Source organism: Arenimonas malthae CC-JY-1, assembly GCF_000747075.1.
GTDB lineage: Bacteria > Pseudomonadota > Gammaproteobacteria > Xanthomonadales > Xanthomonadaceae > Arenimonas > Arenimonas malthae.
The window spans coordinates 17435-30226 of sequence record NZ_AVCH01000157.1 but is presented as its reverse complement, the minus strand read 5'-3'; the positions used below and the strand labels follow the sequence as shown (position 1 = coordinate 30226).

Sequence of the window (12792 nt, the reverse complement as noted above, 5' to 3'; positions counted from 1 at the left end):
GAGCATCACGGTGCGATCTTGTCCTTGGCGCGAGAAGGGAGAAGATCATCGCTATTGGCCTTGGTGCGACCAACTTATGAGGCGTGTATCTGGACGATCTGGCTCTTTAGGGTTGCGTCAGGCGATCATCTTCTGGAGCTCGCAAGGAATCGACTGTCGCCTGGATTGGAGAAGATGATCCAAGATCTGGATCGAGGTCATTTTTCCGACGCGCCAATGCTAAATGTGCTGAGGCCCTTAATTAAGCGGATGAATGGCATGGTGCATGGTGGGTTTGAGCATCTTCGCTATCGGATTCATAGGGAGGGGGTTGTTGCAAAGTACCCAGACGATCTGATAGCGGAGTCGCTGCGATTGGCTGACCTTGCTGCGGTCATGACGCTGCTCGAGTGGCCGGCCCTTGTTGACGATCTGGAAATGGGGTCTCGCCTCTATGAGGAGGCGCAAGTTCTATTGGGCATTGGCGGTCGTGGAGTAGAGTGCGTCGATTGTTAGTTTTCTCATGATGCCCATGCTCCAAGATGCCCTGAAAACTTAGTCTTTTCTAGAGCGCTGCGGTCTATTTCGATGCTGGTTTTCGTTTGGGGTGGATCGCGCAAGTCGGTCTATTTGTCACATCGAGCAAGTCCGCTCGACGACTAGAATCCGCGCCGCATCCCGCGGATGCGCCACATGCCAATCCCCTGCCCGAAACACGGCAATCTGCCCCGGCCGTAGTTCCACCACCCGCGGCGCCTCGTGCTCGCTGCTCGCGTAGTGCATGTCCACCACGCCATCGAGAACCACGAACAACTCCTCGCCGTCGTTTTCGTGCCATTCGAACGGCTGGTCGGTCCAGTGCAGCTTCGCGCGGTAGTCGCCCATGCTCATCAGGGGCAGGCTGCCCCAGGCGCGGTCGGCGGTGAATTGGGTGGCGTCTATCAGGTCCATGGCTCAGTTCCGGGGTGGGGGTGGGGTGGGCAGGAAGCTGCGGGCCCAGTGCAGCAGTTCGGGCAGCGGCGTGTGGCCCGAGGCCGGCGAAAAATGGCCGCGGTCGGGCACCAGGCGCACCTGGGCGCCCAGTTCCTCCAGCAGGCGGCGCGACAGCTGCAGCGGGTCCGGCCGCAGGTAGCTGTCGGCCAGCGACACGATGGCTTCGCTGCGCTGCACGCGCTGGCCGGCGGCGGCCAGGTCGGGTGGCGGCGCAAGGAAGGTGTCGACTTCGGCGATGCCGGTGGCCGTGATGGGCGGCGCCACCAGCAGCAAGCCGCCGATGCGCCGCGTGGGTTCGGCGCGCGCCAGCCAGTGCAGCAGCGCCACGGCGCCCAGGCTGTGGCCGATGAGCAGCAGCGTGTCGTCCGCGTCGCCGATGGCGGCGGACAAGGCGGCCAGCCAGTCTTCCAGCGTCGGCGCATCGGTGTCCGGCAGCGCCGGCACCTGCGTGCGGATGTCCAGGTCTTCCAGCGCACGCGCGGCCTGCGGGTACCAGCCGGCCTGCGGCGTGCCGGTCCAGCAGTGGGCGATGATGGCGCGCAGTGTCATGGCTTCGTCGCGCCGCCGCGTGACTGGAAGCGCGCGCGGTAGTCCATGGGGCTCACGCCCAGCCGCGCCTGGAAGCGGCGGATGAAGGACGAGGCGCTGAGGTAGCCGCAGCGGCGGGCGATGTCGGCCACGGTGGCGTCGCCGTCGCTCAGCATGCGCTGCGCGCGCTCGAGCACGGTGCCCTGGATGAATTCGCGCGGGCTCATGCCCAGCTCCTGCTTGAACAGGCGGCGCAGGTGGCGTTCGGAAACGAGGGCGCGCTCGGCCAGCTGCGCCACCGACCAGGCCAGGTGGGGGCGGTCGAGGATGGCCTGGCGCGCGCGGTCCAGCGTGGCGTGTTCCGACGACTGCGCCTGCAGCGGCAGGCTGAACTGGCTCTGCCCGCCGGGGCGCTTGAGGTACACCACCAGGGCGCGCGCGGTGTCGAGCGCCAGGGCCTGGCCGTGGTCGGCTTCCACCAGCGCCAGCGCCAGGTCCATGCCGGCGCTCACGCCGGCCGAGGTCCAGACGTTGCCGTCCTGCAGGTAGATCGCGTCGGGCTCGACCTTCACCGTGGGGAAGCGCCGGGCCAGGTCGGCGGCATAGCGCCAGTGCGTGGTGGCGCGGCGGCCGTCGAGCAGGCCGGCGGCGGCCAGCAGGAAGGCACCGGTGCAGATCGACACCACGCGCTCCGAACGGTTCGCGAGCCGGCGGATGGCGCCGAGCAGGGCCTCGTCGGCCATCGCGGCGGCCAGATTGGTGCAGCCGGGAACCACCAGCGTGTGGATCTTCGCGGGGCCGGGCGCGAATGCGCGCTCGGCCAGCAGGGCCAGGCCGCTGCTGCTGCGCACCGGGCCGGCTTCGGCCGCGCACAGCGTCAGGCGGTAGTCGGCGCGCGCGTCGCGGTCGCGGGCGGCGTCGAACACGGCCGCCGGGCCGGTGGCGTCGAGCAGGTCGAAGCCCGGGTAAAGCAGGATGGCGATGTTCCGCGGCTGGCTCATGGCGGCAATGATGCGCTGCGAACGAATGGCCGTTCGGACGCAGTATTGTCCGTTTCGGACATCTTGTCGCGGAGCCTCAGTCCAGCACGCCCCCGCGCCCTATCCAGGCCATCACGAAATCGCGGAACACCCGCGCGCGCTGCGGCAGGTGTTCGCGGCTGGGGTAGACCAGCGACACCGGCGTGGCCGGCAGTTGCCAGTCGGGCAGCAGTTCCACCAGGCCGCCGCGCTCGAGTTCGTCGCGCAGCAGGTAGCGGGGCAGGCGGGCCACGCCCTGGCCCAGCAGGGCCGCACGGCGCAGGCCGATGAAGTGGTTGATGGCCAGGTTGCCCTGCACGGGCACCAGCACGGTTTCGTCGCCGCGCTGCAGCAGCCAGCGGCCTTCGTCGCGGAAGTTGCGGTTGCGCAGGGCTTCCAGCGCGCCGAGCTGCATCGGTTCCTGCAGGCCGCCCGGCGCGTGCGCGGCCAGGTAGGCGGGGCTGGCCACGATGGCCTCGCGCATCACGCCCAGCGGGCGCGCCACCAGGTTCGGGTCGAGCGTGCGGGCCATGCGGATGGCGAAGTCGAAGCCTTCGCCCACCAGGTCGCGGGTGCCGATGCTCAGGTCCACGTCGAAGCGCACGGCGGGGTAGAGCGCGCGGAAGTCGGCCAGCAGGTCCACCAGGAAACCGTCGCCCAGCGAGGTGGGCGCGGTGAGGCGGATCAGCCCGTCCACCTCGGTGCGTACCGCGGACACCGCGCGGTCGCCGTCGCCCAGCGCCTGCCGGGCCTGGCGGGCGAAATCCAGGTACAGCCGGCCGGCCTCGGTGAGCGCCACCCGGCGGGTGGTGCGGTGCAGCAGCTTCACGCCCAGCGCGGTTTCCAGCGCCGTGACCAGCTTGCTGGCCTGCGCCTTGGACATGCCCAGTTGCTCGGCGGCGCGGGTGAAGCTGCCCGTTTCGGCCACCGTGAGCAGGGCCAGGGCTTCGTGGAAGCGTTGGGCGTTTGTTTCCATGGGGAAACAGATTAGCCAGCTTTGCCCAGATTAAGCCAGTAACGGAAGTCATTAGATTGCTCCCCGAGGCCAATCCGGCCGACAAGGAGCCAAACATGAAGATTCTTCTGGTGGGTGCCCTGGGCACCGTGGGTAGCGCCGTCGCGGCGGAACTGGGCGGCCGGCACGAACTGGTCACGGCCGGCCGCAAGGGCGGCGACCTGCGCCTGGACCTGGCCGACCGCCACAGCATCGAAGCCGCGCTGGCGAAGCTGGGCACGGTGGACGCCATCGTTTCCGCGGCCGGGCAGGTGGGCTGGGCGCCGCTGCTGGACCTGACGCCCGAGCAGTGGGCCTTCAGCCTGGCCAACAAGCTGATGGGGCAGGTGAACCTGGCGCTGATCGGCCAGCGCCACCTGCGCGACGGCGGTTCGATCACGCTCACCAGCGGCGTGCTCAACCACGACCCGGTGGCCTACGGCGCCGCCGCCAGCCTGGCCAACGGCGGCATCGAAGGCTTCGTGCGCGCCGCCGCGGTGGAACTGCCGCGCGGCCTGCGCATTAATGCCGTGAGCCCGGGCGTGCTGGTGGAATCCATGGACGACCTGGGCCCCTTCTTCCGCGGCTTCCAGCCCGTTCCGGGCGCACGCGTGGCGCTGGGTTACGCGCGTTCGGTGGAAGGCGGGGAGACGGGCAAGGTGTACGCGGTGCATTGAGGCCGGCGAGGTTCCCGGGGTGCGTTCGCCTTTTCGAAGCCGGGCCATTCGCGCCCCGGGGAGACCTCGCCATGTCCCAGCTTCGTTGCCGGCTGTTCGCCATCGGTTTGTTGGCCGCGTTGCCGGCCACGCCGATGGCGGCGGACCAAGCCACTGCGCCCGTTGCCGGTGATGCCAGGGAAGGTGCCCGCGTGGCCCGCCGCGTGGGCTGCGACGGCTGCCATGGTGCCGGCGGCAGCGGCAAGGTCTTCATGGAAGATACGCAGCAGGGGCGCATCGTGGCGCCCAACCTTACGCAGCGCCGCACGCTTTATCCCGACCGGGCGTCGCTGGCGGCACTGCTGCACGAAGGCCGCACCCACGACGGCCACGCGCCCTGGGGCATGCCCATCCAGAGTTTCCAGCACCTGAGCCAGCGCGAAGTGCGCGACCTGGACGCTTGGCTGCGCGCGCTGCCAGCGGTGGAAAACACGGCGCTGCCGCCGGGCCAGTGGTCGGCGGAACTGACAAAGCTGATCAGCGACGGCACGCACCCGTGGCTGGCCGACCTCAAGCCCACGCCCGGCAACACACCGCCGCAAGCGCCGCCCATCGAGCCGCTGGCCCTGGGCCGGCACCTGGCCCTGACCACCTGCAGCGAGTGCCATGGCTGGGACCTCGACGGTTTTGGCGACCCGGGCGCGCCCCCGCCCCTGGCCATCGCCAAGGCCTACACCGACGAGCAGTTCGCCAGGCTCATGCGCACCGGCGAGGTGCTGTCCGGCGGGAAATCGGCCAGCGGCCTGATGAGCGGCGTGGCCGCCTATCGCTTCAACGCGATGACCGACGCGGAGATCCAGGCGCTGAAGGACTATCTCGACAGCCGGTGAGCGGTGTGGCTGAGGAACCCGGGCGCTTGTTCGTGTAACGTCGCCTTTCGTTTTTCCCCATCCAGCCACCCATGCGAACTTTCGTCCTGCGCGCCCGCGCCGCCCCCACCGACAGCCAGAAGCTGCTGGCCGCCATCGGCCAGGAGGCCCACCCGGAAATCCTGGCGCACACGCTGATGAACGCCATTTTTGTGGCGCAGTCGCACCGGCCCGACGTGGTGGTGTACCTGGTGCTGGAAAGCACGCAGGACTTTTCGCGCACCGTTCGCTTCGAGGCCAATGCCATGCATTCGATCGGCGGCTTCGACGAACGGGCGCTGCTGGGCAAGGTGGCTGCGGCGCTCGACGCGTCGCGCGGCATGGGCAAGGATCAAACGCGGCCGGTGGAGTCGGGCGTCACGGTGCGCACGATCAGCTTCGAGAAGCTGGTGCAGGAGCTGGCGGCCGACCACCAGCTCTTCGTGATGGACCCCAAGGGCACGCCCATCCGCGAGCAGGCCTTCGAAGGCCGCCCGTGTTTCCTGCTCACCGACCACATCCCGATGCCGAAGAACACCTTCCACACGCTCGACCGCCTGGGCACGAAGCGCATTTCGCTGGGGCGGAAGATGCTCTTCGCGTCGCAGTGCGTGGTGCTGATCCACCACGCACTCGACGAGCGCTGAGGTTCGTCAGGCGCCCACGCGCCTGAGTTTGCCTTGCTGTTCCAGCACGGCCGGTGCCGCACCTGCTTCGCCCGGGCCGCCTTCGCCCACGAAGCCGGTCCATGCGGCGCGGCCGGCGTCCTTGCTGCAGTACACCGCGTAGTCGGCGATGCGCAGCGCCGCGTCCCAGTCGGTGGCGGTGCCGGGCCAGACGGGCAGGGGCACGAAGCCGAGCGAGGCGGTGACCGGCAGCGGCTTGCCGTCCACGTCCAGCGGGTTCTCGCGAAGCTGGCGAAGCAGGCGGTCGCACAGTTGTGGGCCCTTGCTGGCGTCGGTGTTGCGGCACACCCACACGAACTCCTCGCCGCCCCAGCGCACCATCAGGTCGTCGTTGCGGGCCACGGCGCGCAGCGCGTCGGCGAACAGGCGCAGGGCGCGGTCGCCGGTGTCGTGGCCGTGCTGGTCGTTGATGGCCTTGAAGTGGTCCAGGTCGGCCATCACCAGCAGGCCGCCGGCGGTGGCGGGTTCGGCCATGGCTTCGAGCAGGCTGCGGCGGTTGCCCAGGCCGGTGAGGGCGTCCTCGCGGCTCTGCCTTTCGATGGTGCGGTGGGCGCGGGTGCGCAGCCGGTAGGTGCGCCACAGCAGGGCCAGCACCGCGGCCAGCGCCACCAGGCTGGCGGCAAGGGCCAGGTTGATGGCGCGGGCGCGGGCCTTTTCCGCCTGCAGCGCTTCGTTGGCGGCGCGCTGCAGTTCGTTCGCGGCCTGGGCTTCGGCCAGGGCTTTTTCCTTGCGCTCGAGGTCGATGGCGTTTTCGAGCTGGCCGATGCGCGTCTGCGATTCGGCGGTGATGGTTTCGTCGCTCAGCGCCTTGAATTCGCGCAGGGCGGCCAGGGCGTCGGCGTGGCGGCCCAGGGCTTCGAGGTTGTCGATCAGCACCGGGTAGAGCTCGAGGCGCTTGGGGCGCACGTCGGCAGTTTCGTAGAGCTCGCGCGCGGCCTGCAGGTGGCCGGCGGCTTCGGCGCGGCGGCCCAGGGCCACCAGGGTTTCGCCGATGTTCTTTTCCAGCACGCCGCGGATTTCCGGGGCGTCGGTGGGCGCCACCTGGCTCGTCAGCTCCCGGTAGATCGCCAATGCCTCGGCCTGGCGGCCGGAGTCGCGCAGCAGGGTGGCGTAGTTGTTGAGTTCGGCGGTGACCGGCAGGCCGTGCTCGCGGCCGAAGGCGATGGCGGTTTCCGACCAGCGCTTGCCCTGCTCGAAATCCTTGGCGCTGATGTAGGCCGTGGCCAGCACCGACAGCATGCCCTTGCGCACGGGCGGCGCCGGCGGCGGGTCCTGCGCGCGTTGGGCGGCTTCGCCGCGTTTGGCGTAGTCGATGGCGCGCTCGAACTCGCCCAGGCCGATGAACAGGCCCGCCAGGTTGCGCATCAGGTTGGGGTCTTCGGGCAGGCCCAGGGCCTGGCCTAGCTTTTCGGCGCGATGCAGGGCCTCGATGGCCTCGGCGTTCTGGCCCTGCATGGCGTGCACGGCGCCCTTGGCGCTGAGGGCGTCGAGCAGCGGCCGGCTCGGCGTGTCTCCCAACAGGGTTTCGATCTGCCCCAGCACGACCAGCGCGTCGGCGAAGCGCGGCACGCGCGTGTACAGCGACATCAGCTGGTGCAGCAGGCTGGCGCGGGCTTCGGCCGGCAGTTCGTCGCGCGCGGCCAGGGCCTGCACGCGGGGTTCGAGCTGGGGGATTTTCGTGAGGTTGCCGGCCATGAACAGGCCTTTCATCCACACGGTGAGGATTTCGGTTTCGCTGGCCGGGGCCAGGCCGGGGTCGGCCAGCAGGGTCTCGGCCAGCGCGTTGGCCTCGTCGAAGCGGCGCTCGGCCAACAGCGCGCGCAGCTGTTCGGCGCCGGACAGGGCCGGGGCTTCCGCCGTTGCCGCGGGGGCCGCGGCCGGCGTGGCCAGGGCGGCCGGTGCCAGGCACAGGGCGCCCAGCAGCGCACCGCAAAGGGCGGCACGAAGTCGTGTCGGAAATTTCATTACCTGGTCCCCTGGTTGAAGCGTGATTCCCCGGGGGCAGCATTGCCCACGCGGGGCGGGGACCGCAACCGGGGCTCAGCGGATGTCGAGCACCGGCTGGAAGCCGCCGAAGATCATGCGCTTGCCGTCGAAGGGCATGGGGTTGTCCTTGGGGTCCATGCGCGGGTCTTCCATCATCTTCTTCATGCCGGCGTCGCGGGTGGCCTTGTCGGGCCATTCGATCCAGGCGAAGCAGGTGACTTCGTTGTCCTTGGCTTCCACGGCCCGGTAGAAGTCGGTCTGCTTGCCGTGCGGCACGTCGTCGCCCCAGCACTCCACCACGCGGGTGGCGCCGAACTCCAGCATCAGCGGGTCGAACTTGTGCACGAAATCGATGAACACCTGCTTGTCGGCGGCGGGCACCGCGAAGACGAAACCGTCGATGTAGGCCATGGCGTGTTCTCCTGCCGGGGGGAAAGCCAAGCCTACCCCCGGGGGCCGTCACGCACCACCCACGCCGGGCGGGATGCAATGCAGCCCTGAACAACTTCCAGGCCGCCGCGATGTCCTTCGTCCGCCCCTGTGTCCTGGCCCTCCTGCTGGCCGGACCCGCCCAAGCTACCCCGGAGCCGCCGATGAAAACCCTGCTCCGTTTCGACGCCGGTGCCGACGAGCCGCGCTGGGTGGCGGTGAACGACGGCGTGATGGGCGGCCGTTCGCAGGGCGGGCCCGAGGTGGCCGGCGGCACGCTGCGCTTCAGCGGGGTGCTTTCGCTGGAGAACAACGGCGGTTTTTCCTCGGTGCGCACCGTGGGCCGGAGCTTCGATTTCAGCGGCGCCAGCGCCGTGGTGCTGCGCGTGCGCGGCGACGGCCGCACCTACCAGCTGCGCCTGGCCACCGACGCGAGTTATCGCGGCATCACCGTGTCCTGGGGCGGGGAATTCCCCACCGTGGCGGGGCAGTGGACCGAGGTGCGGGTGCCGCTGGCCGGGCTTCGCCCCAGCGTGCGCGGCGTGGCGCTGCAGGGGCCGCCCATGGACCCCGCCCGGGTGCGCGAACTGGGCCTGTTGCTGGGCGACAAGCGCGAGGGGCCGTTCCAGCTGGACGTGGACTGGATAGCGCTGGAATAAGCCGGTGATAAAGTGCGGGGCATGAATACGCCCACCACTTTTTATCCCATCGGCACCCCGGGCCAGCCCTGGGGCGCCGCCGAACGCGCCGCCTGGCGCGCCCGCCAGGTGAAGCAGCGCAGCTACGCCGACGACGTGCTTACGGCCATCGACCGCCTGCGCGCCCAGTTCGACGTGCAGCAGTACGGCGAACTCGACGCCGGCCCCGACGGCCGTTTCCCGGTCTTCGCCCTGCGCAGCAAGGACTGGCGCGAAGGCCTGCCCTGCGCGCTGGTCACCGGCGGCGTGCACGGCTACGAAACCAGCGGCGTGCACGGCGCGCTGCAGTTCGCCGAACGGCACGCGGGCGACTACGCGGGCCGCATGAACCTGCTCATCGTGCCCTGCGTCAGCCCCTGGGCCTACGAGCGCATCCAGCGCTGGAACGCCGAGGCCATCGACCCGAACCGCTCGTTCGGCGACGACGGCAAGGCCGCCGAATCGGCCATGCTCAAGGCACTGGTGGCGCCGCTGAAGGAGGCCTTCCTGGTGCACATGGACCTGCACGAAACCACCGACAGCGACGAAGGCGAATTCCGCCCCGCCAAGGCCGCGCGCGACGGCCAGCCCTTCGAGCCCGGCGAAATCCCCGACGGCTTCTACACCGTGGGCGACGGCGAAGACCCGCAGCCGGACTTCCAGCAGGCCATCATCGCCGGCGTGGCGAAGGTGACCCACATCGCGCCGGCCGACGCCAAGGGCGAGATCATCGGTTCGCCGGTGGTGGCGCACGGCGTCATCAACTACCCGTGCCGCGAACTGGGCCTGTGCGCCAGCGTCACCCGCGCGCGCTTCCGCAGCACCACCGAGGTGTACCCCGACAGCCCGCGCGCCTCGCCCGAGCAGTGCAACGCCGCGCAGGTGGCCGCGGTGCGCGCGGCGCTGGATTACGCGCTGGCGCACGCCGGCTGATGCCCGCCGCCCCCGGCCGCCACGCAGCGCTGCTCGCCCTGGTGGTGGCCGGCGCCATCGCCGGCGGCCTGCTGGGCGGGCCGTGGCTCTGGCTGCATTACGCCTGCAAGCCGCTGGCCACGCTGATGGTGCTGGCGTGGGTGCTGCGCGCGAGCCCGGCGGTGTCGGTGCGTTACCAGCGCGCGATTGCCCTGGGCGTGGTGTTCTCGCTGGCGGGCGACGTGCTGCTGATGCTGCCGCAGGGCCTGTTCCTGGGCGGCCTGGTGGCCTTCCTGCTGGCGCACCTGTGTTTCATCGTGGCGCTGTGGCCGGGCGGCGGTGCGCGGGCGAATGCGCTTGCGGTTTCCGCGTATGCCGTACTGGCCGCCGTGAACGTGGGTTTGCTGTGGCCCCACGTGCCTGGCGCGATGCGCGGGCCGGTGCTGGCCTACGTGGCGGTGCTGGTGCTGATGGCCGCGCTGGCGGCGGCACGGGCCGGGTCGCTGCGCAGCGACGGCGCGCTGGCCGGTCCATCACGCCTGGCCGCGGTGGGCGGCGCGCTGTTCGTGCTCAGCGATTCGCTGCTGGCTTGGAATCATTTCCGCGGCGGCCTGCCGCTGGCGCTGCTGTGGGTGCTGGCGACGTATTACGCGTCGCTGTGGTGCATCGCGCGTTCGGTGGCGCGGCCGGTGGGGCAGGGCGCGTGAAGCGGGCGCCGATGCGTTGGGTCCTGGCCCTGCCGCTCCTGCTGCTGGCCGCCTGCGCCACCACGCCGCCGGGCCCCACGCCGGCGCAGGTGCGCCGGGACATCGAGCGGCGCATCCCGGCGAACGTGGCCGACCGCGCCGGCTGGGCCACCGACATCCAGGTGGCCTTCGAGGCGCAGGCCATCACGCCCAACCCGGAGAACATCTGCGCGGTGCTGGCCGTGCTGGAGCAGGAATCGGGCTACGTGGCGGACCCGGTGGTGCCGAACCTGGCGAAGGTTTCGCGTGCCGAACTCGAGCGCCGCGCGAAGGCGAAACACATCCCGCTGTTCGCGCTCAATGCCGCGCTGAAGCTGCCGTCCACCGACGGTCGCAGCTACGACGAGCGCCTGGCCGCGGTTCGCACCGAGCGCGAGCTGAGCGACATCTTCGAGGACCTGGTGGGCCGCGTACCGCTGGGCAAGCGCCTGTTCGAAGGCTGGAACCCGGTGCAGACCGGCGGGCCCATGCAGGTGTCGATCGCCTTCGCCGAAGCGCATGCGGAAGGTTACCCGTATGAAATGGCGGGCAGCGTTCGCCGCGAGGTGTTCACGCGCCGCGGCGGCATGTATTTCGGCATCCGGCACCTGCTGGGTTACGACACGCCCTACACCCGCAAGGTGCACCGCTTCGCCGATTTCAACGCAGGCTGGTACGCCAGCCGCAACGCGGCCTTCCAGAACGCCGTGGCCATCGCCAGCGGCCGCAGGCTGGCGCTCGACGGCGACCTGCTGGCGCCCGGCGCACCGCTGTCGCGCCCCGGCGAAACCGAGCGCGCGGTGCGTTCGCTCGCGCCGCAACTGGGCATGGACGAACGCGGGATCCGCGACGCGCTGTCCTTCGGCCGGCGCCTGGACTTCAACGACAGCGACCTGTTCCGGCAGGTGTTCGAACTGGCCGAAGCCAAGGCCGGCAAACCGCTGCCCCGGGCCATGATCCCCGGCATCCAGCTCGAGAGCCCCAAGATCACCCGCGAACTCAGCACCGCCTGGTTCGCCACCCGCGTGGACGGCCGCTACCGGCAGTGCCTGGCGCGCTGAGGGCGACCCCCGACTTTCGACAGGGGCATCCGCCACCCGGGAATGCCAAGGTGCGCCTTCCAAACCCAGGGACCCCGCCATGACCACCCGTCGCGACCTGCTCAAGCTCGGCGCCCTTGCCACCGCCGCCGCCGCGCTGCCGGCCTTTGCCGGCGCCGCCAGCGTTGGCAATGCAATTCCGAAGGCGGCCAAGCCGCTGCGCATCCTCATCCTCGGCGGCACCGGTTTCACCGGCCCGTTCCAGGTGGCCTACGCGCTGGCGCGGGGCCACAAGGTCACCACGTTCAACCGCGGCCGCCGGCCGATCGCCGAATGGGGCGACAAGGTCGAGCAGCTGATCGGCGACCGCACCACCGGCGACCTGAAGGCGCTGGAAGGCCGCGAGTGGGACGTGTGCATCGACAACCCCACCAGCCTGCCGTACTGGGTGCGCGACGCCGGCAAGGTGCTGGCGGGCAAGGTGGGCCACTACCTCTTCATCTCCACCATCTCGGTCTATGCCGATGGCACGAAGCACGGCATGGACGAAGACTCGCCGCTGGCCGTGTACAAGGGCAAGGACGCCATGGCCGAAACCCGCGAGACGCTGGTGGCCGACATCGAGAACCTGTACGGCCCGCTGAAGGCGCTGAGCGAGGCCGAGGCGCACAAGCAGTTCGGCAGGAACGTCACCATCGTGCGCCCCGGTTACATCGTCGGCCCGCGTGACGAGACCGACCGCTTCACCTACTGGCCCAAGCGCATCGCCCAGGGCGGCGAGGTGATGCTGCCGGGCGACGGCCTGGACCCGATCCAGGTGATCGACGGCCGCGACCTGGGCGAGTGGATGATCCGCCTGGCCGAAAACGGCACCACCGGCGTGTTCAACGCCTGCGGCCCGGACTACACGCTCACCACCGACGCCATGGCCTGGGGCTGCCATGCGGTCACCGGTGGCCCGATCAAGTTCACCCACGTGCCGGCGGAATTCATCGCCAAACACGAGGCCGACATGACCGTGTGGCAGCCGCGCGAAGGCTCGCCGTACTCGGGCTACGGCGACGTGAGCAACGCCCGCGCCATCGCCGCCGGCCTGACCTTCCGCCCCTTCGCCACCACCGTCGCCGACCTGCTGGCCTGGTACCGCAGCCTGCCCGCCGAACGCCAGGCCGAAACCCGCGCCGGCATCACCCGCGAAAAGGAAGCTGAAGTGCTGAAGGCGTGGCACGCGCAGAAGGGCTGACGCGCGCCACGCCACGT

The 12792-nt window shown here is 70.0% G+C and carries 15 protein-coding genes; 9 read left to right on the top strand and 6 right to left on the bottom strand.

Annotated features, from left to right (window positions below; translation table 11 throughout):
- On the top strand, positions 1 to 495 hold a 495-nt coding region (locus tag N790_RS16595; protein ID WP_211251973.1), incomplete at its 5' end, for a DUF6988 family protein.
- A gap of 117 nt (positions 496 to 612) precedes the next feature.
- Here N790_RS16595 and N790_RS08095 read toward each other — a convergent pair.
- From N790_RS08095 to N790_RS08080, 4 genes are all read right to left on the bottom strand, one after another.
- Positions 613 to 930, bottom strand: coding sequence for a cupin domain-containing protein (locus N790_RS08095; protein ID WP_043802995.1), 318 nt, complete (start codon positions 928 to 930; stop codon positions 613 to 615).
- Positions 931 to 933: 3 nt separating this feature from the next.
- Positions 934 to 1521: an RBBP9/YdeN family alpha/beta hydrolase gene (locus N790_RS08090; RefSeq protein ID WP_043802992.1), complete on the bottom strand. Its 588-nt coding sequence runs from the start codon at positions 1519 to 1521 to the stop codon at positions 934 to 936.
- A complete protein-coding gene (locus N790_RS08085) occupies positions 1518 to 2501 on the bottom strand; it encodes a GlxA family transcriptional regulator (RefSeq protein WP_052385801.1) in 984 nt (327 codons plus the stop codon). The genes N790_RS08090 and N790_RS08085 overlap by 4 nt, the downstream gene beginning before the upstream one ends.
- A 76-nt stretch (positions 2502 to 2577) precedes the next feature.
- Positions 2578 to 3495, bottom strand: coding sequence for a LysR family transcriptional regulator (locus tag N790_RS08080; protein ID WP_052385800.1), 918 nt, complete (start codon positions 3493 to 3495; stop codon positions 2578 to 2580).
- Between the two features lie 95 nt (positions 3496 to 3590).
- On the opposite strand from N790_RS08080, the gene N790_RS08075 reads away from it, so the two are divergent.
- The 3 genes from N790_RS08075 to trmY all read left to right on the top strand — a co-directional run bounded on the left by N790_RS08075 (position 3591) and on the right by trmY (position 5724).
- On the top strand, positions 3591 to 4190 hold the full coding sequence (locus N790_RS08075; protein ID WP_043803018.1) for a short chain dehydrogenase: 600 nt from the start codon (positions 3591 to 3593) through the stop codon (positions 4188 to 4190).
- Between the two features lie 71 nt (positions 4191 to 4261).
- A complete protein-coding gene (locus tag N790_RS08070) occupies positions 4262 to 5059 on the top strand; it encodes a cytochrome c (RefSeq protein ID WP_156970004.1) in 798 nt (265 codons plus the stop codon).
- 71 nt (positions 5060 to 5130) lie between these two features.
- Positions 5131 to 5724 carry a tRNA (pseudouridine(54)-N(1))-methyltransferase TrmY gene (gene trmY, locus N790_RS08065; RefSeq protein ID WP_043802988.1) on the top strand — a complete coding sequence of 198 codons (594 nt, stop codon included), beginning with the start codon at positions 5131 to 5133 and terminating at the stop codon, positions 5722 to 5724.
- Between the two features lie 6 nt (positions 5725 to 5730).
- Here trmY and N790_RS08060 read toward each other — a convergent pair whose 3' ends face one another.
- Positions 5731 to 7728 (bottom strand): tetratricopeptide repeat-containing diguanylate cyclase, encoded by a 1998-nt coding sequence (locus N790_RS08060; RefSeq protein WP_043802986.1) that lies wholly within the window; start codon positions 7726 to 7728, stop codon positions 5731 to 5733.
- A gap of 75 nt (positions 7729 to 7803) precedes the next feature.
- The gene (locus N790_RS08055; RefSeq protein WP_043802984.1) at positions 7804 to 8160 is read right to left on the bottom strand and encodes a DUF1428 domain-containing protein; all 357 of its coding nucleotides are present in this window, start codon (positions 8158 to 8160) and stop codon (positions 7804 to 7806) included.
- 182 nt (positions 8161 to 8342) lie between these two features.
- Between N790_RS08055 and N790_RS08050 the strand changes: the two genes are divergently transcribed.
- The 5 genes from N790_RS08050 (at position 8343) to N790_RS08030 (ending at position 12775) form a co-directional block, all read left to right on the top strand.
- Entirely contained in the window at positions 8343 to 8837 is a 495-nt protein-coding gene (locus N790_RS08050) for a CIA30 family protein (protein WP_043802982.1), read from the top strand.
- Between the two features lie 21 nt (positions 8838 to 8858).
- A complete protein-coding gene (locus tag N790_RS08045; protein ID WP_043802980.1) occupies positions 8859 to 9788 on the top strand; it encodes a M14 family metallopeptidase in 930 nt (309 codons plus the stop codon).
- On the top strand, positions 9788 to 10474 hold the full coding sequence (locus tag N790_RS08040; protein ID WP_043802979.1) for a lysoplasmalogenase: 687 nt from the start codon (positions 9788 to 9790) through the stop codon (positions 10472 to 10474). Before N790_RS08045 ends, N790_RS08040 begins: the two co-directional genes overlap by 1 nt.
- Positions 10475 to 10485: 11 nt before the next feature.
- The gene (locus tag N790_RS08035; RefSeq protein ID WP_043802977.1) at positions 10486 to 11553 is read left to right on the top strand and encodes a DUF1615 domain-containing protein; all 1068 of its coding nucleotides are present in this window, start codon (positions 10486 to 10488) and stop codon (positions 11551 to 11553) included.
- Positions 11554 to 11632: 79 nt separating this feature from the next.
- The gene (locus N790_RS08030; RefSeq protein ID WP_043802976.1) at positions 11633 to 12775 is read left to right on the top strand and encodes an NAD-dependent epimerase/dehydratase family protein; all 1143 of its coding nucleotides are present in this window, start codon (positions 11633 to 11635) and stop codon (positions 12773 to 12775) included.
- Positions 12776 to 12792: the final 17 nt, after the last annotated feature.